Origin of the sequence: Bradyrhizobium zhanjiangense, from assembly GCF_004114935.1 — a bacterium.
GTDB classification, from domain to species: Bacteria; Pseudomonadota; Alphaproteobacteria; order Rhizobiales; family Xanthobacteraceae; genus Bradyrhizobium; species Bradyrhizobium zhanjiangense.
Window position 1 is genome coordinate 5,343,437 of sequence record NZ_CP022221.1, and the last position, 19,919, is coordinate 5,363,355.

Annotated in this window: 19 protein-coding genes and 1 pseudogene; 12 read left to right on the plus strand and 8 right to left on the minus strand. The window is 60.0% G+C overall.

Annotated features, from left to right (window positions below):
• Positions 1–11: 11 nt before the first annotated feature.
• The gene (locus XH85_RS25540; protein WP_128934007.1) at positions 12–242 is read left to right on the plus strand and encodes a hypothetical protein; all 231 of its coding nucleotides are present in this window, start codon (positions 12–14) and stop codon (positions 240–242) included.
• Between the two features lie 187 nt (positions 243–429).
• Here XH85_RS25540 and ku read toward each other — a convergent pair whose 3' ends face one another.
• The 3 genes from ku to XH85_RS25555 form a co-directional block, all read right to left on the minus strand.
• Positions 430–1,350, minus strand: a complete 921-nt coding sequence (gene ku / locus XH85_RS25545; protein ID WP_128934008.1) for a non-homologous end joining protein Ku — start codon at positions 1,348–1,350, stop codon at positions 430–432.
• A 307-nt stretch (positions 1,351–1,657) separates the two neighbouring features.
• Positions 1,658–3,271, minus strand: coding sequence for a recombinase family protein (locus XH85_RS25550; RefSeq protein WP_128934009.1), 1,614 nt, complete (start codon positions 3,269–3,271; stop codon positions 1,658–1,660).
• Between the two features lie 86 nt (positions 3,272–3,357).
• Positions 3,358–3,660, minus strand: a complete 303-nt coding sequence (locus XH85_RS25555; protein WP_245473795.1) for a hypothetical protein — start codon at positions 3,658–3,660, stop codon at positions 3,358–3,360.
• A gap of 215 nt (positions 3,661–3,875) precedes the next feature.
• Here XH85_RS25555 and XH85_RS25560 point away from each other — a divergent pair, with 215 nt between their 5' ends.
• The gene (locus XH85_RS25560; RefSeq protein ID WP_128934010.1) at positions 3,876–4,991 is read left to right on the plus strand and encodes an acyltransferase family protein; all 1,116 of its coding nucleotides are present in this window, start codon (positions 3,876–3,878) and stop codon (positions 4,989–4,991) included.
• 540 nt (positions 4,992–5,531) lie between these two features.
• Positions 5,532–5,777: a hypothetical protein gene (locus XH85_RS25570; RefSeq protein ID WP_128934011.1), complete on the plus strand. Its 246-nt coding sequence runs from the start codon at positions 5,532–5,534 to the stop codon at positions 5,775–5,777.
• A gap of 241 nt (positions 5,778–6,018) precedes the next feature.
• Here XH85_RS25570 and XH85_RS25575 read toward each other — a convergent pair whose 3' ends face one another.
• Positions 6,019–6,204: a DUF3606 domain-containing protein gene (locus tag XH85_RS25575; RefSeq protein ID WP_128934012.1), complete on the minus strand. Its 186-nt coding sequence runs from the start codon at positions 6,202–6,204 to the stop codon at positions 6,019–6,021.
• 112 nt (positions 6,205–6,316) lie between these two features.
• Between XH85_RS25575 and XH85_RS25580 the strand changes: the two genes are divergently transcribed.
• The 8 genes and pseudogenes from XH85_RS25580 to XH85_RS25615 all read left to right on the plus strand — a co-directional run bounded on the left by XH85_RS25580 (position 6,317) and on the right by XH85_RS25615 (position 13,629).
• The gene (locus XH85_RS25580; protein ID WP_128934013.1) at positions 6,317–6,676 is read left to right on the plus strand and encodes a hypothetical protein; all 360 of its coding nucleotides are present in this window, start codon (positions 6,317–6,319) and stop codon (positions 6,674–6,676) included.
• Positions 6,677–7,226: 550 nt separating this feature from the next.
• A pseudogene (locus tag XH85_RS25590) lies at positions 7,227–8,393 on the plus strand (IS3 family transposase).
• A 105-nt stretch (positions 8,394–8,498) separates the two neighbouring features.
• The gene (locus tag XH85_RS45335; RefSeq protein ID WP_164940839.1) at positions 8,499–8,702 is read left to right on the plus strand and encodes a hypothetical protein; all 204 of its coding nucleotides are present in this window, start codon (positions 8,499–8,501) and stop codon (positions 8,700–8,702) included.
• A gap of 1,252 nt (positions 8,703–9,954) precedes the next feature.
• A complete protein-coding gene (locus tag XH85_RS25600) occupies positions 9,955–10,236 on the plus strand; it encodes a hypothetical protein (RefSeq protein WP_128934014.1) in 282 nt (93 codons plus the stop codon).
• Between the two features lie 100 nt (positions 10,237–10,336).
• On the plus strand, positions 10,337–10,594 hold the full coding sequence (locus tag XH85_RS25605; RefSeq protein WP_128934015.1) for a hypothetical protein: 258 nt from the start codon (positions 10,337–10,339) through the stop codon (positions 10,592–10,594).
• Positions 10,595–11,652: 1,058 nt separating this feature from the next.
• Positions 11,653–12,243: an ATP-dependent DNA ligase gene (locus XH85_RS25610; protein ID WP_245473796.1), complete on the plus strand. Its 591-nt coding sequence runs from the start codon at positions 11,653–11,655 to the stop codon at positions 12,241–12,243.
• Positions 12,240–12,386: a hypothetical protein gene (locus XH85_RS45340; protein ID WP_164940840.1), complete on the plus strand. Its 147-nt coding sequence runs from the start codon at positions 12,240–12,242 to the stop codon at positions 12,384–12,386. The genes XH85_RS25610 and XH85_RS45340 overlap by 4 nt, the downstream gene beginning before the upstream one ends.
• Positions 12,387–12,753: 367 nt before the next feature.
• Positions 12,754–13,629, plus strand: coding sequence for a sensor histidine kinase (locus XH85_RS25615; RefSeq protein ID WP_164940841.1), 876 nt, complete (start codon positions 12,754–12,756; stop codon positions 13,627–13,629).
• A gap of 334 nt (positions 13,630–13,963) precedes the next feature.
• Here XH85_RS25615 and XH85_RS25620 read toward each other — a convergent pair whose 3' ends face one another.
• From XH85_RS25620 to XH85_RS25635, 4 genes are read right to left on the minus strand one after another with little or no spacing between them, the layout of a single operon-like run.
• Positions 13,964–14,425, minus strand: a complete 462-nt coding sequence (locus XH85_RS25620; RefSeq protein WP_128934017.1) for a DUF1192 family protein — start codon at positions 14,423–14,425, stop codon at positions 13,964–13,966.
• 15 nt (positions 14,426–14,440) lie between these two features.
• Complete coding sequence (locus XH85_RS25625; RefSeq protein ID WP_128934018.1) at positions 14,441–17,584, minus strand: hypothetical protein; 3,144 nt, start codon at positions 17,582–17,584, stop codon at positions 14,441–14,443.
• A gap of 36 nt (positions 17,585–17,620) precedes the next feature.
• Complete coding sequence (locus XH85_RS25630) at positions 17,621–18,088, minus strand: hypothetical protein (RefSeq protein ID WP_128934019.1); 468 nt, start codon at positions 18,086–18,088, stop codon at positions 17,621–17,623.
• A complete protein-coding gene (locus XH85_RS25635) occupies positions 18,085–18,879 on the minus strand; it encodes a hypothetical protein (RefSeq protein WP_128934020.1) in 795 nt (264 codons plus the stop codon). The genes XH85_RS25630 and XH85_RS25635 overlap by 4 nt, the downstream gene beginning before the upstream one ends.
• Positions 18,880–19,236: 357 nt before the next feature.
• Here XH85_RS25635 and XH85_RS25640 point away from each other — a divergent pair, with 357 nt between their 5' ends.
• A complete protein-coding gene (locus tag XH85_RS25640) occupies positions 19,237–19,848 on the plus strand; it encodes a septal ring lytic transglycosylase RlpA family protein (protein ID WP_128934021.1) in 612 nt (203 codons plus the stop codon).
• Positions 19,849–19,919 lie beyond the last annotated feature (71 nt).

Sequence of the window (19,919 nt, forward strand, 5' to 3'; positions counted from 1 at the left end):
GAGCGAGCAGCATGGCAGACGATATCGCTAACGCAAACCGTTCCGTACGTGATCCACAAAGGCGCGTCGCCGCAGCGACAGCAATCGGGATGAATGCTTTGGATCCAATCATATGCTTTCAAGTCTCGTTGCTGAGGATGTGGGCCGATAGTATTGAGAGGTTCGCGGGCAATTACGAAAAAGGGCTGGAAGAAACCGCGATCGGCACAAAGGAACAGTCGGACAAGGAACGCGCCGCGTGAAATTAACGGGAGTGGCCAGGTGAAGTCCACTCCGGGTCACAAGCAGTCTTCGATCCACACCCTACGAATTGTCGGCATCCGGGGCCTAAAGCAGACATGCGCCGGCCGTGCGCATGTCGCCTCTATCGTAGTATCCGGCGCCGTTGCCGCACGACGTTTTATCGACCGCAACGATTCACTGGGTGCTTCACGCCGACTTCCGGCGCGTTCCTGCCGCGGCCTTCTTGCCGGCTGCCTCTTTCGCCGGCTTCTTCCCGGAAATCGGCATCAGCATCTCTTTTTGGCTGGCCGCCGCCTTACGAGGCTTTTTGGCAGGCTTGGCCGCCGGGGCAGCCTCCTTCCCGACGCTTCGCCGCAGCGCTTCCATCAAGTCGACGACGTTCTCACCTTTCGGCCGATCCTTCGGGCGGATGGTCTTGCCGGCACGCTTTTGGTTGATGAGGTCAATCAGCGCGCTCTCGTAGTGGTCCTCGAACTTCTCCGGCTCGAAAGTGCCGGCTTTTTGGTTCACGATGTGCCTGGCGAGGTCGAGCATATCTTTGGTGACCTTCACGTCCTGGATCTCATCGAAATACTCTTGCTCGCTACGCACCTCATAGGGGTATCGCAGCAGCGTGCCGACGAGACCTTTGTCCAGCGGCTCAAGCGCGATGATGTGCTCGCGGCTGGTTAGCACCACCCGCCCGATCGCGACCTTGTCCATTTCCCGGATGGTCTCGCGGATCACCGCGAAGGCATCGTGGCCCACCTTCCCGTCCGGCCGCAGATAGTATGGCCTGATCAGGTACCGGGGGTCGATATCCGCCCTGTCAACGAACTCATCGATCTCGATGGTGCGCGTCGATTCCAGCGCGATCTCCTCGAGCTCCTCCTTGGTCACCTCAATGAATTGGTCCTTCTCGAACTGGTATCCCTTGACGATATCCTCGTTGGGCACCTCGTCGCCGGTGTCAGCGTCGACCTTCAGGTACTTAATGCGGTGACCGGTGGCCCGGTTGAGCTGGTTAAATGCGATCTTCTCGCTCTCCGACGTCGCCGGGTAGAGCGCGACAGGACAGGTGACTAGGGACAGTCGCAGGAAGCCTTTCCAATTGGCTCGCGGGGCCATTTACGCGCACTCCGTTCGGGGTTTGCCGGATTCAAGACGAATGGGGAGGGCAAGTTCCGACATCTCGGCGGCCGATACGATGGAGATTCATTAAATCGTCAGAACAAACGGTGCCTCGCCTCAAAGAGGGGCGCCCTAGCACAACATCTGGTTGATGCGCGAAGTTCGCGCTCGGAAACATAGCCACAAGAACTGGAGCGCGTGGAGATCAGCTTCTTCGGCGCTGTCTCCCACGTACGACGTCCCCGCTCAAATTGCGTGGCTGCCGCCGCTTTGGATTTGCCACCAGCCTGTAAGAGAGTGCCGATTAGATCCCAGGCTCCGAGACCGTAGTCGCCACCCTCTGTCCGCCGGCGCGCCCCAGGCGCCTCTTCGTAGCCCGTGCGACGTCATCGATGCGATTGAACCAACGCAGGCCGTAACGCTTGGAGCCATGTTCGGTGAACCTCAGGCGATCGACAAGTTTCGCTGCCGGCATCAAGAAATAGTCGCGCACTACCCGGTTTGAAGCGTCGAGCCTGATGCCCACGATCAAGCCCGGAGGTAGATGTCGGCCACGCTCAACCGTCCAAGTTGGAGAATGCTTTTCGTTGCCATCATGAGTGCTGCGCGCTACTCGCAAAGAGACGACAGTGCCCCTTACCTCTAGAGTACGGTAAACCGGATCGAGTTTGATGTCTTCACCGAGGGCTGATAGAGCCGCTCCGAGCGTCACAACGTGATCTTCAAGCATGGCATGGCGGTCCTTGCGCGTGTCGATATATTCGCAGTTCCGCCTCGAGACGTAGCCAATCAACCGGTAAGCGTTTCTCAAGGATCCAAACCGGAACTGATAAAGACCGGGACTCGGTACACTTGGCGCGTCGCTAATGATAGCGCTGCTCAGTCGCCCCTTCCTCTTCAACAAGATTCTGAGCCGCTTTAGCATTTCCTCGTTGGAGAGCCCCTTAGTGCTCTTACGAGCCGCGATGATCTCTCGCGCTTTCGCGAATAGCTGGGGACTGATGACTGGCTCAAACACGCCGACCTTCCGAATCCACTGCTCGGGTGGGTTTGGTTTGTTGTACTCTCGAAGACGACAGGTGTGTCGATCGTACAGCAAATTGCCGACGTAATTCTCATTCGCCAGCATGTAGCGGATTATTCCCTCGGACCAGGGTCGGCCGGTCGGGCACCGGATGCCGGCGGCGTTCAAGCGCCGTGCAATTTTGGTCTCACCCCTTAAGTCGATTACAAACTGCCGGAAGATAGAGCGGACAAGTTCGACCTCCTCTGGCGGCCCTGGCCGCAGGATAACTCGATCCGTCTGGAGGCATTTTCGTTCACCGTTTTGCATCACCCCGCGGGAGCGTCCGGTCACATCAATCAACTCCCTGCGAAGACCGACGCCGGGGCGTCCTCCTTGCCGAAATCCCATGCGAGCGAGAAGACACGCACCAGCATAGACCTTTTCGGACCGCTCCCTGCTCCACTCGGCCGCCATAACGCGCTTAACGTTCTTTCCGATGCTCGACATGAGGCTGCCGTCGTTCGCGAACAGTTCGGCGCAATAGATGACCTTCACACCGCCCCGTTTGCAGATAAATTCGTAGTATGCGCTTTCATCGACATCCTGAAATCTCCCCCATCGGCTAACGTCGTAGACGAGGACGCAACCGAAATCCGTGCGCCCGCATTGAACGTCGTCGATCAGATCTAGCAGGCCCGTCCTGTTCTTAATGTGGAGGCCGCTCTTGCCATCATCACGATAGGTTCGCACGATCTCCAACTCGAACTTCCGCGCGTAGGCGGCAATCGCGGCCATCTGATTTGCAATGGAGTATTGTTGGTAATCCGTCGACATTCTGACGTATTGCGCGGCGCGCCGAGCCCGCTGTGCTTTTGGCAGCAAGCTCTTGTGCGGAACGAGCGCATTGACCATCGGACCGAGCCCTCCAACCGATCGCGCGCTTGGAATTTAAACGGCTAGACGAGGTCAAGAAAATCACGCCTTCACGAGGGGCTGCTTCATGACCACCAATACTTTGCCATCCAGGTCAAAATGGCTGTCGCAAGAGCCACGACCAATCCACCCCAATGGGATGTCCGGCGCACCGCACTAATCGAACGCAGATACAAAATTGCGCCAAGCAATGTGCCGTAGTTCTTTCTGAAATCTCCGTTGAGCTTCGCAATTTTGGACAGCTCGGGAGAGACTTCAACTTCATTCGCCATAGTGCTGGTTCCTCTTAGCACAGTCAGAGCCAGCGCCTTATGAACCACTGTTTTGCCCGACGGAGCAAGCGAAAATTTCGGGATATCAAAAGTCACTCAAGCCTGTGTGATCTTGGCGGGCGATCGCCATGCCTTATCGCCTCTTCTGACTCCCGGGGTCGGGCGGCGGAAATGTGTCATGGGCGGGTTCTCCGAGAGGTTGGGCGAGGCGTTGGTTTGTGCGTCGAAACGAAAGGCTGCATATAAAGTCGGCGACCAGATTGCTCGATTAGAAGTTGTCGAGTAGTGTCCGCGCCTCACCGGCATTCCGCATGTTCAATCTTAATCCCGCTAAGAACAGCACATCGATCACGCTAGACGCGCTCCGCGCAATCGCTGCGCAGGCTGTGTGTATCGGGCACGGAATCTCGTTCTTTATGCCGCAGCTACGGGGCGGGAAGTTCCCTCTTCCGCAAAACGTCGGTGTGCTGCTCTTCTTCGTGCTGTCCGGGTTCTTGATCAGGTATACGCTGGTCGAGAGATCAATCAGGGACCCCCAATATGGATTTTGGCAGTTTTTCGTTGAACGTGTCGCCCGCATCTATTCCGGACTGCTTCCCTGCCTGATCGCGATCGCCGTGATCGATGCCGCCACACTGCATGCAATCGGAGATGCGACTTTAGCCGCTAGCTACAATTTCAGAGCGTTTGTCGGAAACGTGTTTATGCTTGAGACCTACCGCGGGCCGCTTGATCAACTAAGCTTCCTGCGGTTCCCGGCATTCGGATCGGGAAGCCCCCTGTGGACACTCGCAATCGAGTGGCACATCTACCTCTTCGTCACTGCGCTTTTCTTCCTGGGCGCGCGGCCTGCGACGGCCCTGTTGCTTGTCCCGGTCGCTCTTGTGTTCGGGCAAATTCCTACGCATTACATCTTTGGCGCGCTTCAGGAGGATGGGCTTGGCCAATCATTGTTCCTTTTGTGGCTCGGAGGAGCTTACGTCTACCTACTCGCGCGACGTGGATGGCTGCCTCGGCTCAGTGTATCGCTGGCGATCATCATCGCATCGGTCGCGGCCTACCTGGTGGTTGTTCGCCCCTATGCCGAATACCAGCCAAAAACGTATGTTCTATTGATACTATTCTTGTTCGGAATCGTGGGGGCGACGCAGGCGATCCGCCCCACCCACTCAGCCGCACTAGCGAAAGCTATTCGGTTCTTTTCCGGCTATTCCTTCACTCTATACCTGATTCACCACACGATCATGTATCCAGCTTTCCTTCTATGGAAGGATAGTGGTTGGCTCGTTTTCGGATGTACCGTCATTCTCGCCAATGTCGTTGCAGCAACTTTGGCAGTATTTACTGAAATGCGCCACAAGCAGCTTGCCAGCTATCTATTTGCCTTGGGCAAGCAAGGTCCACCTGGTGTCGAACGGCTTGGATGAACTGACAGTCCCGGCGCCCGATGGTAATTGGCCTCTTCGGTCTTAGCTTTTCTCCGACGCTTGGCCCGCCTTGTCAAAGCCCAGGCGCTTTTTCAGCTAAGCGCGTAGCCTTCTTAGGGCCGACTCCGCATATTTTTTTGCGTCACGCTTTCCTCCGCTATGACCGAAAAGTTCCGCCTCACGCGAACCGGCCAGTTCGGCTCCAGCGGCATCACCGCATCAATCAAATCCCAATCGTCCAGGCCGCTACGCGCCGCCTGCCCGCATGAACGCAATGGCCTGCTATTTCATCCAGGAGGCAACCGTCCACTGTGCGGGTTCTACACTGCAAGGCGTATGCTTAAAGCACGCTGGTTGAAAAAGGTGGGGAGTCGATATGAGCTGACTGCGGAAGCTCTGCAGCAATTGCGCTGATCATAAGATCGGCGCGAGCTTCGAGCGATTCGCGATGCGCCTTCTCATCTGAGGAACGTCGAGGTCACTGATTGCATTGAGCTGGGCGCGGCTTCAAGCAGCCGCCTCCACCCTTAGGAGCGAACGGTGTCCAGATCACCGGTGTCGAAGGATGAGCTCGAGCGAATTGCGCGGCAGGAGATCCGAAGTTTTCCAGGCACAGAAAAGGTCGTGTCCATCGAAGTTGAGTTCGGGCCCGATCCACGACCCGGCACCTCGGACTGGAAGCTGCATGTCATCGCGCAGGAAGGCTGCGACCTTGCACGCATTCAATACGCAGCAAAGACCACTAGCGACCGGCTCAAACGTCGTTATGAGATCCGGTTAAACTAGTTTCCGATTGCTCTGCAGCGGCGCCTGCCGTCCGGTCGGCAAACGCCACTTCATCCGCAGAATCATCCCCCTGGACTCGAATTTGTGAATCCGACGCAACAGGAACGCCCCAGCCCGCCGGGGAACGAGCTGGAGCTTAGTTGGCAATAGGTCTCGCGAAAGGATGAGCACGCAAGACCGATCATTGAACTGGCTGCGGGGGCGCTCGTTCCTAAGAATCGACGCCTGAGCGCCACGGCCCTCATCGGCCCAAGCGCCGCTCAACCTTCTTACGGCTGCTGCCCACCTTCTTGACCGCTTTTTTCACCGCGGAAGCCGAACGGCGCGTCTTCTTCGCCTCGTAGCGAACCTCGTAATCTTGTTCGCCCGCCACCCGCGCCCGATCCTGCTTGCGACCGCGCGCGGTCTGCTTTTTCGACGTTGCCATACTCATTCCTCCATGTTGGCACGACGCCAACGCGAGGAAGATTTCGCAGTTCCGATTCGCCTTCAAGCCACAGGCCACCTAGATTTGACTCCGGTCAGTGGAGTTCTCGCGTATGGCCTCACCGTCAATCATCCCGAACGATCGCCTCGACCGCGATATCTACCTGGTGCTTGTGGATTTCGGCGCGCGTGCCGGATGCGCCTGGCGCGAGACTGACGAAGCCGACACGGATCTCGAGACTGTCCTGCAGGACATCCTCTCCGGCCAATACGCCTATCCGATCCGGATCGTGTGCTTCAATCCGGTCGAGGGCTGGTCGCGCGATGCCACCCCGGACGTCGCCGAGGCGCTGGCCGAGCGCGCTGCCGACACCGACGCGGAGATCTCGCCGGCGCTGCAGGCCTTCATCCAGGCCAATGCCACGAGGCGCCTCGACGTGCAGCTCGCCCTGCCGCTTCGCGGCACCGCGTGAGGCAGGCCGCTCGGCTGGACGCCGTGGGAGCGTGCGGCCAGCGAGCCGTCATCCTGCGCGCCGGCAGCGAGGGGACGATGATGGCGATTGGACGGCCCCGGCCCTAGGCTAGAGAGGGGGTCGTGAGGCCGGGGCCGCTGGAGGTTTGCCTGATCCTCAAGCATATCAAGGCCAGGCGAGAACGAGCCTATCAGCAGATCACCGCAGTCCTCTGTTCGCTTTAGCACTGTTCCGGTTAGGAACTTGCGCTATCGATTCGGATTCGTAAATTCGCGGGTGAGTGCCTGTCTGCGCTTCATGCCTATCGCGTACGAGCTCTGCCTGGCGACCGCCGGCAAGCAGGTCCCCGATGGGCCGGACTGGAAACGAAGTAAAGCATGATGGCTACCGGATGCTCGTCATCCGGGAGAACGAGCGCGTGCGCCTGCTCTCTCGCAACGACCTCTTATTTGCGCTTCCTTACCCTCAATCTGTTTGTCGGAGTCGGGCATTGAACGTCCTCCGAATGAGTGGACACCTGTAGTAGGCTCATTGAGCCCGGAGGTGTCGAATGGAACGTCAACGTCGGTCATTTACCGAAGAGTACAAGCGCCAGGCCGTTGAGCTGGTGGTGTCGAGCGGTCGCTCGATCACGTCGGTGGCCAAGGAGTTCGGGCTGCGCGACTCGGTGCTGCGGCGCTGGGTGGATAAGGCCGGGCAGCAGCCGGCATCGGCGGCGTGGCGCCCCACCACGCAGGCGACGCCGATGTCGGCGGACCAGGCTTCGGAGATCGCCCGGTTGCGCCAGGAGAACGATCGGCTGCGCATGGAGCGCGACATTTTAAAAAAGTCGATCGCGATCTTTGCCGGAACCCGGACATGAGCTTCCGCTTCATCGAGGACCATCGCGACGCCTATCCGGTACGATTGATGTGCGCCGTGCTCGAGGTCTCGCCGGCCGGCTATTATGCCTGGCGCGAGCGCCCGGTGAGCGAACGGACAAAATCCAATGCCTCTCCTGGCTGCAATCCGGCAGGCCCATCGCGCCAGCCGCGGCCGCTACGCCAGTCCCCGCGTCCATGCCGTGCTGCGGACGCAGGGCCGTGGCGCCAGCCGCGGCCGGATCGAGCGGATGATGCGCCGGCACGGTATCCGCGCCATCACGGCGCCGCCGCGCCGCGTGCGCACCACCGACAGCCGTCACGACCTGCCGATCGCCCCGAACCTGATCGCGCGCGACTTCACAGCGGAAGCCCCGAACCGCGTTTGGCTCGCCGATATCACCTACATCCCGACCGCGGAGGGCTGGCTGTATCTGGCGGCCGTCATGGATCTCTTCAGCCGAAAGATCGTCGGCTGGGCCATGCGGGATCACATGCAAGTCGAACTCGCATCCGCGGCGTTGACGATGGCCATCCAGCAGCAACGGCCGCAGGCCGGATTGATCCACCACTCCGATCGCGGCGTGCAGTATGCCTCACACGCCTATCGCGACGCTCTCACGGGCGCCGGCATCGCCGCATCGATGAGCCGCAAGGCCGATTGCTACGACAATGCCCCGATGGAGAGCTTCTTCCATACCCTGAAGACCGAGCTCGTTCACCATCGCGACTACCAGACCCGCGCCGAGGCCCAGCGCGATATCTTCGCCTTCATCGAGGGCTTCTACAACCGCACCCGGCTCCATTCCGCGATCGGATATATCGCCCCGATCGAGATGGAGCTAAAAGCCGCTTAAACCCGTCCACTTTTTCGGGGGAAGATCACATGTCCTGACGGACTGCCCCTAGAGGCCAGCGCGCCTTGAGCTAGATCAAGAGAACGGCGTCCAACTGAGGCGGCCTTGAGCAAAGCGGGCCCCGTCGCCCAGCCAGCCCTACTCTTCGGGCTCGAACGTCTCGATCTTGGTCGCGCCTTCCCAGAGCTCTACTATGTGCCCATCGACAAGCTGCTTGGCGCTTTCCCTTGCAGCTGCTTCGTCGCGCACATCGAGGTCAATCCGCAGTTCTATGTGTCCATCGGTACCGATTATGTAAGCTCGGTATAAGCTCATGATCCTGCTCCAAAAGCGCGGTTCCGAAGCCGGAACCACCTTAGAGCCGATCTAGAGTCGCGTCACCATGGGATATTCACTTCGGGGACTGGGACTGCGATCTTTGAGCTTTCTCCGCCATCGCCAACCACTCTTCCCTCAGCTTTAGCCAAGCCTCTTTGTCGACCGGGCTTGTCGCCTTCTCTGCCTCATCGAGGCAGACCTTCGCTTGGCGGAAGTATCTCGCGGCGGCGTCGCTCATTGCCGAATAATCTGCCCGCTAAAAGAAGGTGCCAAACGGAAGCCGCAGGCGCCGATCTGGAACGGCCCCTGCGGCCGGTGCCGTGACGTTCCGCACGATCGCCACAGCACCTCCTGGCTATAGGTCTACCAGCGTGAACCGGCGGGCCTTGTGAGTGCGAGCCGTAGATGGCTCTAACGGGAAGCTCTCTCGCGCGCAGCATTCAGGTCTGCTTTTATGCCTGAGATTGCTGCATCAGCCGGCTGTCGACTAGGGGGCGGTTCATTGAGGTCTCGCGCCCATGGTGCCCCCGTTCGAACTGTCGAACCGGAAGTGACCCGATCAGAACTCACGCAAGCAGAGGCAAGTAGGACCGGGAGGCCGACCAATACCGCCCGCATAATCGCCTGGATGTCCATGCTGGCCTAACCGAGATGCCTCCGAATCGATCCTCCATATCATCGCCATGAAACCATTTTCCCTGGGCTGCGAAGTCGGCCTGAAACAAACGAGGCCCAGCCTTCCCTCTTCGGGCGCATGTCCCAGAAGGGGAACTACCTCTATGATCAGCCCAACGTGGACCCGCAAAGCACGCAAGCTCGTAATCGCAAATTTGCTGATCGGCGCGGCCGCTCTGTTAGGATTGGCGGCTTACGAGCCAGTCTCAAGTGCTGCCCTCGGTAATGAATGGCAATGCAGCAAAGCGGCATTTGTCGTAACAACGTGTCATCACGTGGCCGACGAAGTTATGACCCAAAAAACGGCCGCTCTCGATTAGCTGGCAAGCCATTTGCGCCAACGCTTGTTGTCCGAGCCCAAATCCCAGACTGAGCGAGCCGGGACCATAGCCCCGCGTCCTTATCGTTCACCGCCTCAGCCGGCGGCGATGTGCCGCCAGCCCCTGTCGACTTCGAGCGCTCTGCAATCGCCTTTTCCACACCCACGAGCGGCAGTAGCTCGCACGCGTTCCGCGGCCCAACGGATTGATAATTTGCGAGGTACTTATTATGCCGCTTTGATGTCGGCATGCCTCGTTCTGCTCGACGCCATATGCCTGCCCACGTTGACGGCCGACCCGTGAAGATCACCTTTGGCCAGATGCGCGAGATGGGGCTGCGCGGCGTCTTGGTCTACTGCCATTGTGGTCATCACGTTGCGCTGAGCGCCGATCGCTGGCCAGACGATGTTCGCTTGTCTGATTTCGAGCCGCGCTTCGTGTGCGTCGCATGCGGCAATCGTGGAGCTGAGGTCAGGCCGGATTTCGACAGCGGCAAGCCGCCGCAATTTGCGATGTCGAACGCCCGTTAGCGCTGCCGTCGATTTCCCCGATGAAGGCCCGCAGGGGGCGCCATGCGCAGCGAACAGATGATGAGCATCTTTGAAGCCAGAATCGCGCTAAGGCTGGTCCATGAAGCTCACCGCCGAACGTCCCTTCGCCAACCCTGAAGCCGCCGCCCGCAAGCTAGTCGAGCTCGCCTCGGGCATCGAGCCCGTGCAAGACGGCCGCATCCATATCGAGAAGATCAACGCGCCGTTCCTCTACGCGCTCACGGCCAGCGGCGAGGAGTTCGACGCCGGCATCAAGATGGCGGTGGAGCGCGGCTGGCTCGAGCTGCACGAGAGCGGAACTTACGTCCGGCTCTTGAAGGCCGAGGCCACGATTTGAGGCGACCTCAAAAAGTGAGCCCGGTGTGCCTAGGAGGCCGGGGCCATAGCCTCAGCAACGGCTGCACCGTCGTTCGGCTATCAGCCCCTTAAGTGCCAAAGAGAACATTCGTTCCTGCTGGAAATTCGGACACTTCCAAATTCAACTTAGGATACTGAGGCTTAGATTCTGGCAGTACCAAGCGGGCGGCAGCTGAGGCGACCTTACTGCTAATGCGGGGATACGAGCGCGGCCACTGTGAACGCCACCACGCAGGCGGCGGCTAGGGACCAGAGCGTTATGGCGATCACTCTAGGCATGGGTGCCCGACGTCACGTGCCGTATCACGGGTTCCAGGGCGTTATTTTATGAAGTAGACGCTCGTAACCGCTACGGCGATCAGCAGTGCGCCACCAAACACAGCAATGGCAAAACAGACGCGTGCCGGGATCGAATACGAATCGAAGTGGGGTTCTCTGATCATGCTACGGCTCCTCCTGTGTTGGAGTGCAACCGGCAGTCCTGATGGGTGGAACAAGTGAATTCGCTTTATGGGACGGCGTCGAGTCAATTCGGTTCCGCGGTGCAGGACGTGTGTGTTCTGGCGCACATTCGCGTTCGCCAAGTGTTCTGTCGGGTTTAGTCCGTTGATCTATCTCAGTTCGCGAAACGTTCGGCTCCGACTGAAACCACAGGGCGGTACTAGCGTTGGGCACAATGGATGACGACGAACTCAAGGCCCACAGTGAACAAGCCCTTGTCGTGGTTACCCTCAGTACGGCAACGCTGATCGCGTGTGTCACCCTCTTGGTTTCGCAATTGTAAGGCCGCCTCAGTCGGTGGCCTCCTTCCCGAATTTTAATAACCCCAAGACGGCCCCGGCCCTAGGCTAGAGAGGGGGTCGTGAGGCCGGGACGCTGGAGGTAGGTTGCCTGGTCCTTACGCCAGCAAGGCCAGGCGAGAACGAGCCTATCAGCAGATCACCGCAGTCCTCTGTTCGCTTTAGCACTGTTCCGGTTAGGAACTTGCGCTATCGATTCGGATTCGTAAATTCGCGGGCGAGTGCCTATCTGCGCTCCATGCCTATGGCGTACGAGCTCTGCTTGGCGACTGCGGGCAAGCAGGTCCCCTCAGGACCGGACTGGATTCACGAAGTAAAGCATGATGGCTACCGGATGCTCGTCATCCGGGAGAACGAGCGCGTGCGCCTGCTCTCTCGCAACGGCACCGACTGGACGAAGCGCTGTCCCTGGATTGCTGAGGCCGCGCTGAAGAACCGGCAGAAGCGCTTTGTGATTGACGGCGAGGCTGTGATCCTTGGGGTGGACGGCATCAGCGACTTCAACGCGCTGCACAGCCGGCTCTACGATCATGAGGTGCAGCTTTACGCCTTCGACATCCTCGTCATGGGCGGCGATGATTTGCGGTCCCTGCCCCTTCACCTGCGCAAAGCAAACCTGCAGCAGCTCTTGGCGCGCTGGCCGGACGGGATCAGCGTGGCACCGTTCGAGCGCGGCGAGATCGGGCCCGACCTATTTCGGGCGGCTTGCCGGATGGGACTTGAGGGCTTGGTCTCGAAGCATCGCGATCGGCCATACCGCGGCGGCCGGCAAAAGTTCTGGATCAAGGTGAAGAACCGGAGCCATCCCGCGATGGAGCGCGAGCTATGACAGTCTTCGTATACGTCAACACCGGCAAGCAGGCTGGCGATAAGGACCACATTAAGGTGTTCGCTACGCAGGATGCCGCAGAGAAATGGTTCGAGGAAAACGACCCTGAGGGCGTAGCGTTCGAATATGAGGTTCTCGAATAAACGCGCATCCGCCGACGTGGACGCGCCTTCTAGGCCAGTACACCGGGGTGGCCCGCCAGCGCGAGCCGGCGGGCCCGCTGTCGTGCCGCTGTACCCCGACAGCCGACACCGCAATGGCCTTCGCCTTCTTCGGCTAAGGGCCCAGGAGCAGACGAAGGAGGGCTCCATCTTTGACGAAATTCCTGTGCAGCGCACCTACAGCCGGCCACCGCCGGAGCAAGGCGGCCTACAGAAATGGGACATTGGCCGAGAGCTTCGGGAACTCAAAGTGCAGCCTGACGGTTTCGACTGAATGGAACGCCTACTCTATTTCCTCCCTGCTCATCCGCAGCCTGCCTATATCCGGTTTGGGACGAGCGCCCTCATCATGGCGTTCTTCATTCTTGTGCAAATGGGTCTGCAATCGCAAAGCGGCTTCGGCGGATTGTTCTTCCTTCTTCCCGGGATCTTTCTATGTAGCCTTCTGTTCGATCGCGGTAGCACATTTTTGGGGACCGCACTCGCCACGTTATATGCGGTGTACGCCGCGCCCGCTGCACCGTGGACTGCCCATCTTCTACCTTTGGGATTGTTCGTTGCGACCGGTCTCGGTATCGGCGTAGTTGCAGAGGGATTTCGTAACGAACTGGAGAGGATGGTTGCCGCCGAGAAAGCGAAAACGGTTCTTCTCATGGAGTTGGCGCATCGCACGAAGAACAATTTAGCTATGTTATCCGCGATGATGCGATTGCAGGCCAAGCAGGCTGGCGTGAGCGCGGCCGACGCGCTCGGCGACATGGCCTCACGTATCCAGGTGATGTCACAGGTCTACGATCACCTCACGATCAGGGCCGAGCGGAAGGTTGTCGATGCCAAGCAGTATCTCACAGAAATATGCCAGCATCTTTCCGCGTCAATCACTGGGACAAGCCCTGTGGCGATCACGGCTCGGGCGGATGAGCTGTATATTCACAGCGAGCAGGCCGTCCCAATCGCGATCATCGTCAATGAGCTTGTTACGAACAGCCTAAAGTATGCCTTCCCGGACGGGCGGCCGGGTCATATCCACGTCGACCTTCATGCCGACAGCGAAGTGGTCCTTACCGTGAGTGACAACGGCGTCGGCATCCGAACGCAGCAGCCGGAAGGCGTTGGATCGCGGGTTCTATCTCTGCTATCACAGCAACTCCGCGGCACGATCGATTACGAAAATCTGGATCAGGGTTGCCGCGTCACACTCCGAATGCCTAAGCCTAGTGTCTAGAGGCCGACCGTCAGCACGCCTTCAATCGACCTGACGACGCGCTACTTTAAGCGGGCAGCGTCATCAAAAGCGGATGTCTGCGCGTATGAGGACAAGGCATAGTTTGAAGAAAAAGCCCTAGCTGCACTACAGCCGCACGGGAAAGTGCAGAGGCAGACTCGTAGAAGCGCCGCTCGCAAGCGATGGCGGCTGTCATGCGCTTTGCTCTCACACTGTCGAGATGACGGAGCGGCTTCGGCGACACCACCGCATCCCAAGGCCCAATCCGGCAACGACTCTCAATTCAAAAGATGCATACCGCGAAATGAAGCCAGCCCAGCCTAAGGCGACCCATCTAGCCCAGATACGACACGTCCTTTGCGCGCGAGGCCAGCTCGGCCTCGATCTTGTCGATCTCGGCTTGGTTGCCCGCGATGAAGGCAGCAAGTTCGTCACGTGACATCTCCGAGAGCGATTTCTGCGAAGACGACGTCTCCTTGCGAGTGGGTGCAATGTGCCCTGCCCGATCCAATACCTTGATCGAAAGGTCGGCTCGGACACGTGCACTCACGCTTGCGTCCTGGAGCAGTGACTTCGCCACCCGATAAGCTAGTGGCGCGCCAACCACTGCGAGATCGAGCTGGATGGATTCCGAAATTGCGGCCGCGACCGCCGGTAATCGCATCGTCTTGTAGACCGATTTCGGGTGATATCCAGCGAGCTCTGCGGCTTCCTCAGGCCGCCTGCCCTCGTTGACGATGAGCCGAACTAGTGTCCGCTGCTGTTCGGACAGATCGTATGCGGCAATTGAAGGCATCCATCCCCCTCCTTTTTAATTATCGCGCGAAGCGTTCGCGGCCGCGATGAGCCGCCGCAAGTCGATATTGTACTGAGGAACGTTCGGATTCTTCACCGGCCGCTCCAGGAGATACGCGGCTACATTCGGATCAAACCAAGCCATGTGGATGATTTCATCAGCGCTCTGCTTGTTGGACGGCAGCATCTCGAGGAGCAGCTTGAACCGCTTGATCAAACCGCCACCGGCGAGATCTCCCTTGAAGTGGCGAACGGCGAGCTGGGCCCACCCTGGGATGTTGAGCTTCTCGGCGGTATCGCTGCCGACTGTTGCTCGTTTTTCTGCCTCCTTGAAATAGGAGAGTATCTTGTGCGCTTGCCGCAGGTTGTTCATTTCTTCTGGACTGAAGGTCTTTGCAAGCAGCGCCTCGTTGTCCTTGAATTCCTTGGCAAGCCGGGCGAATTGAACCTCGAGCGTCTCACCAACTTGCCGCGTGCCTTGCACCTTGTCTGCCAAGACTTCCGACACCGCGGCTTTCCAGCCTCGCATCGCCTGCGCATCATTTCGAACTAGGGCATTGATCTCGGTGAGCCTGCGCTCTGCGTCGTAACCGCCACCGAGGATTTTCGAGGCCGCATCCCGTGGATCTTCGCGGATCAGAGTACCGATGATCGATCGGTCCACCTCCGCTTCAGTAGCCTTACGAACAGAGCGCGCCGCTTCAAGGTCAACCCTAGCCTGAGCCGACAATTGCTCTCCTCGGCGAGCTTGAGCCGCAAGATCATCGAATTCGCGGCGGATGGCGGGGAATTGAGCCAAGATGTCCGCGTGGCTATTCGCCCACGAGCTCGCACGGATCGGGTTGATTGTCCCGTCGGCGTTCAGAGCTGCCATGGCAAAGCTGGAGCGGTAGTGATCGCGTAAAGCGCTTTCAGCAGCCGACATCGCCGGCGAGCCTTGCAAGACCCTCGGCAGCGTCGCGGCAGCCTCGGGCGACGCCAGGAACCTGCCGGCGGTCTCGCTAGGCGGCGTCGCGCCGCGGTTGAGGTCGCCGTCGGCATTTTGGCCGCCGCGGTCGATATCTCGCGTGAACTTAGCCATCACATCATTTCGCTCTGGTCGGAAGCGCTCCGCGAACTGCCGGTAGTTGGCATTGGCTTCAGAGTAGCCCGGTGCGTCCTCGATCGCTCGATTGATCGCAGCGCGGAGCCGGCCGAGGTTATCGGCCAGGTCAAAGTTGCCGGCTTGCTGCGCGCGCTGCTGAGCCGGCCCGATGAACTTGCGGAGGTCGGCCAAGTCGCCGCCGAGCGCCGTGCCAGGGCCGCCGACGTTGACCATTTGGCCGCTCTCCGGCGGGTGTTCGACCATCCGAGGACGCAAGGCGTTTAGCCGCCTCATGAAGTCTTCGGGAAGGGTCCCGGGCGCTAGATTGTTTGCGCCAGCCCTGATTCGGTCGATTGCACTAAAGACTTCATTCGCCGGTAGCTCGTCATTGCGGCCCGGAGCGGTGTCGAACTGTCGATTCTTTTCAGCTCGAGCGGGAATGTAGGTCCGATCGACCAGCGCCTGGTCGAACCTGCGAGAAGCGCTCGCTCTTGCTTCGCTGTTGGCCACGGCGCCTAGCGGAAGCGCCTGATCTTGGCGAATCTGGTCGATTGATCGAACCGCATCCTCTCGCTGCATCACGTTGCTTTCTGCGGAGTTCATGCGCTCGGCGCGAGCTTCCGCGGCTCGACGCATTACTGAACCCAAGTCGGCCTCTGGGTCGCGCATTGCCTCGACGCGCTCGGCGGCGGCAGCCTTGACGTTTTGATCCCGCTTCACGAAGTCGGGCGATGATTTGAGACGAGCGCCCTGCTCGGCAGCAATCAGGCCGGGATCGCGCGAGAGCAATCCCGAGGTCGGCATCGCAGATGCCTGCAGCGCCAATCCGCGTTCCTCAGGGTGCGTAAGCGCCGCTGCGTTTTCGCGGATGTCTTGGGCCAAGGCTCGTGGAGAGCCTGTCGCAGTTGACTGAAACCTTGCCGCGGCTCGGTCTACGTCGGCGTTGCTGTATGGCGCCTTAGTGGTCGGATTGAGCGGGATCGGCGCCGGCGCGGATGCAAATGTCTTGGATGCAAGGTTACGGATCATACCGCCGAGGCCTTCGACGCCTGCCTGCAACGTGTTGGCGCCGGAAGCACCGACCAGCGGGGCGACCAGGTTGGTGACATCCTTAAGGCCGTGACCGACGTAGTGGCCGAAGACGCTTGCGTCGTCAGGAACGTAGTTGTCCGCCGCATTGACTGCGACGCCGGCGCCCGCTCCACCGATCGTATCGCCAACCAGCGTACGGGCGGGGGCCTCCGTGTATGGCCGTGCCATGTGATCCAGAACCCGCTCCGGGACGGTCTCAGACCGGGTTGCCGCGGTCGCGACACTCGGCGCGCGCTGCGCCAGCATGGCACCGGTGCCGATCGCCTGGGTGCCGAACCGGTTGACGTCGTAGGCGAGCTTCTCGCTGCGCGACATCGTGGCTGGGTCGATGACCGGGATGCCGGTAGCGTCGACGGCCTTCTCAACCAGCTTGGACGCCGGCGTGGCCATCGGGATGTTCGTGCCGAACAGCTTATTGATGCCGCCGACAGCCGCATTCTGCGCGCCGGCCACGAGGTCGAACGGGCCGGTGACGATGTCGGTGAGCCCCTTGCCGACGCCCTGCGCGCCGACCTGGAAGTCGCGCACAGCGCCGCCGACGCTGCTCGGCAGGACCGAAACAGGGCGCTCGATCGGCTTCGGCGCTTCGGGGGTGACGTAGAGACGGCCTTGCTGCGCGGCGTTCTGCGCGCCCAAGCCGGCCGGCGCGACGGGCGCTGCGGCAGCCCGTGGTGCGGCCGGAACGTCAAGCGAGAACCCGAGCGGAAGCGGCGGCATCTCCGGCGACGCGGCGGGCGTATCCAGCTTAAATCCGGGGGGAAGCGGAGGGACCGCGGGCTGTCCCGGCTCGCCAGAGTGCTTTTGGAGCGCCGCGGTCATCTGCTCGTCAGTTGTGCCCGCCGGAAACTCGACGAGCGCTCCGTCGGGTCCTTGCACGCGCTTCACCGGCCGAGAATAGCTTCTCAAAGCACGTTGAATGTCGGCCTGCGTGAAGTCGTCGGGAAATTGGTGGCGTTCGCCTTCGAACTCGATGAGTTGAGGCATGCTAGTTGAGCCTTGATGATGGGGTGACGACGGTCATCAGTAGCGCTCGTAGAACGTGAGTTCGCCGAGCCAGGCGTTTCCACCCGTCGTGCCGGACTGATAAATGATGCGCCAGTAGCGATGTGCGCCGAAGTCGCCGATCTGCTTATCGCTCAGTTGCGCCGTTCCAGCGTTCACCGTGATCGTGTTGGCCGTCGTGAACCCGGACGCCAGGCCCGTGTCGCTGTATTGGATAGCGAACACAATGCTGGCGCCAAAGCCGTTCGCCGACGCCGTGATGGCCCGCATTCGAGCGATGCTCTTCGCTGCGCCAAAATCGTACGCAGCATGGGTCGACGCAGTAAGCCCCCCGGGATCCGCCGCCGGCGTCGCATCGTTGCCGTCGTAGAGTTGCGCTTGCGCCGCGCCGCCGGTGGCCAGCGTGAAGGACGTATCGACCGCGGACGGCGAGACGGCCCGTTGCGCGCGCCCCTCACCTCCGATCAACTGCGTCAAGGCGGTCATGACAGCCCTGATCCGTAGATCATCCACTTCGTGGAGGTGATCTTGATCGCGGTAGCCATGCCGTTCGCAGCCAAGGTGCGGCTTCCGGTGGACCCGGTGCCGGCCTGGACCATAGTGTCCGAATTGATCGCAATCGTGACGGTGTTGATCTCGTTGATGAACGTGATGGCCGAGCCGATCGGGTAAGCTACGTTGGCGTTGCTGTCGATCGTGAAGGTCCGCGCATTGTTGTCCGAAGCGGGATGCAGAATCTGCGTCTGCGCGTCGGCCAATACCGTGGTGTATGCGGCCGACTTGATGCTCTGCGGGATGCCGCTGTACGACTGTGCTTGCGAAGCCGAGGTCGCGGCGTTGGTCGCGCTCGAACTCGCGTTCGACGCGGAGGTCGCTGCCGCGGTGGCGCTGGTCGCGGCATTCGTTGCCGAAGTCGCAGCGCCAGATGCGGATGTTGCCGCCGCGGTGGCGGAAGCTGCCGCGTGTGTTTCGCTCGTCGCCCCGGCAGAAGCTGCTGCCACTGCATCGTCGCGTGCTGCTAGAATCTCATCCGCCGAAGTCGTGTCGCCTATGCTGGCTTTTACACTCGTGGAGAGCTGGTCGAAGCTAACGACGCCGTTCATGATCGCGCCGTCTGAGCGCAAGCTGGTCTTCAGGAAATCGACGATCTCGCTGGTCGAGCTCGCCACCGCGTTGAGATCGGCATGCACCTGATTGGCGGGTAGCGGCCGCGCCGGGTTGGCGTTCTGGTAGCTGACGTAATCGTATTGGCGCGTGTATTTGGTGGGATATGACATCTATCGCCGACGGGGTGAGAGGAAGTGCGCGGGATTGCGCGGTGGGTGCCGTCGGCGAAGCGGCGTAGACGTCCGTGGGATGAATTATGACTCTGGAGTAGTAAGCGGAAAGTTACGGCGATACTTCTGCCAGGTCGTTTACTGATTTGGGCGCCCGTGCGTTGGTCGCTGGTTTGCACATCGTTGGTCTGATTTGAATTTCCCAAGTGCCGTTAGACGCTTAAGCTTGCAGGGAGGGCAGCCCTACTCTTATGCGGTTTTAGCACTGCGAAGGTGCGGCTTGATGCGCGGCACCGAGCCCGCCACTTTGCTGCGTTGCGCCTAACGCCTCTCGCTTCCAAAATCGGCAACATCGGTATGCATTCACCGTTTGCCGCCACATGGAATCGTGTTCAGGAACACGCCTCAAAAGATCGCATTGTCCCTCCGCCCAACGATGTATTGAGGCCGACCGTGCGTCTTATTTGTAGAATAGTTGCGATCGCAACAGTCCCGGCGTGGATATGGACAGTAGACTCTGCTGCAGCACAGGACTTCAACGATAGATGGTCTGTCATTCCAAAGGCACACGCCGAGCCCACTCCCGCAGCACCGGAGCAGACAGTTCAGAGTCCACAGACGCAACCTGCTATCGAAGAGGATCCAACGCGGAGCTCGGGAGATCATCCAGCTACTCAATCTTTCAACCGAGTGTTCTCTGGGAAAGCTTCCTACTATTCATATACGAAACGGAAGACGGCGAGTGGCGCAACGTTCGATCGGGATTCGCTAACTGCTGCTCATCGCAACCTGCCGTTCGGTACGCACGTACGCGTCACCGAAATTATGAGCAGCAAATCGGTGGTCGTTCGTATCACCGATCGCGGACCATGGGTTCGCGGTCGCGTGATCGACCTCTCACTTGGCGCCGCTCGCAGCTTAGGGATTACCGATCGTGGCATCGCCCAAGTTCGCGCAGAGGTGCTTTAGCGGGACGGGCTTCTGCCCTGAGAGGACAGCAGCCGTTGGCCGGGGACGCCCTGCGCTCGCAGAGCTCCTCG

Excerpts from the sequence above, each read along its gene's own strand:
- ku (WP_128934008.1), bottom strand. The coding sequence starts at position 1,350 with ATGGCCCCGCGAGCCAATTGGAAAGGCTTCCTGCGACTGTCCCTAGTC.
- XH85_RS45340 (WP_164940840.1), top strand. The coding sequence starts at position 12,240 with ATGACAGTCTTCGTATACGTCAACACCGGCAAGCAGGCTGGCGATAAG.
- XH85_RS25540 (WP_128934007.1), top strand. The coding sequence starts at position 12 with ATGGCAGACGATATCGCTAACGCAAACCGTTCCGTACGTGATCCACAA.
- XH85_RS25560 (WP_128934010.1), top strand. The coding sequence starts at position 3,876 with ATGTTCAATCTTAATCCCGCTAAGAACAGCACATCGATCACGCTAGAC.
- XH85_RS25630 (WP_128934019.1), bottom strand. The coding sequence starts at position 18,088 with ATGACCGCCTTGACGCAGTTGATCGGAGGTGAGGGGCGCGCGCAACGG.
- XH85_RS25550 (WP_128934009.1), bottom strand. The coding sequence starts at position 3,271 with ATGGTCAATGCGCTCGTTCCGCACAAGAGCTTGCTGCCAAAAGCACAG.
- XH85_RS25580 (WP_128934013.1), top strand. The coding sequence starts at position 6,317 with ATGGCCTCACCGTCAATCATCCCGAACGATCGCCTCGACCGCGATATC.
- XH85_RS25605 (WP_128934015.1), top strand. The coding sequence starts at position 10,337 with ATGAAGCTCACCGCCGAACGTCCCTTCGCCAACCCTGAAGCCGCCGCC.
- XH85_RS25600 (WP_128934014.1), top strand. The coding sequence starts at position 9,955 with ATGCCTCGTTCTGCTCGACGCCATATGCCTGCCCACGTTGACGGCCGA.
- XH85_RS25640 (WP_128934021.1), top strand. The coding sequence starts at position 19,237 with ATGCATTCACCGTTTGCCGCCACATGGAATCGTGTTCAGGAACACGCC.
- XH85_RS25625 (WP_128934018.1), bottom strand. The coding sequence starts at position 17,584 with ATGCCTCAACTCATCGAGTTCGAAGGCGAACGCCACCAATTTCCCGAC.
- XH85_RS25615 (WP_164940841.1), top strand. The coding sequence starts at position 12,754 with ATGGCGTTCTTCATTCTTGTGCAAATGGGTCTGCAATCGCAAAGCGGC.
- XH85_RS25610 (WP_245473796.1), top strand. The coding sequence starts at position 11,653 with ATGCCTATGGCGTACGAGCTCTGCTTGGCGACTGCGGGCAAGCAGGTC.
- XH85_RS25635 (WP_128934020.1), bottom strand. The coding sequence starts at position 18,879 with ATGTCATATCCCACCAAATACACGCGCCAATACGATTACGTCAGCTAC.
- XH85_RS25575 (WP_128934012.1), bottom strand. The coding sequence starts at position 6,204 with ATGGCAACGTCGAAAAAGCAGACCGCGCGCGGTCGCAAGCAGGATCGG.
- XH85_RS25620 (WP_128934017.1), bottom strand. The coding sequence starts at position 14,425 with ATGCCTTCAATTGCCGCATACGATCTGTCCGAACAGCAGCGGACACTA.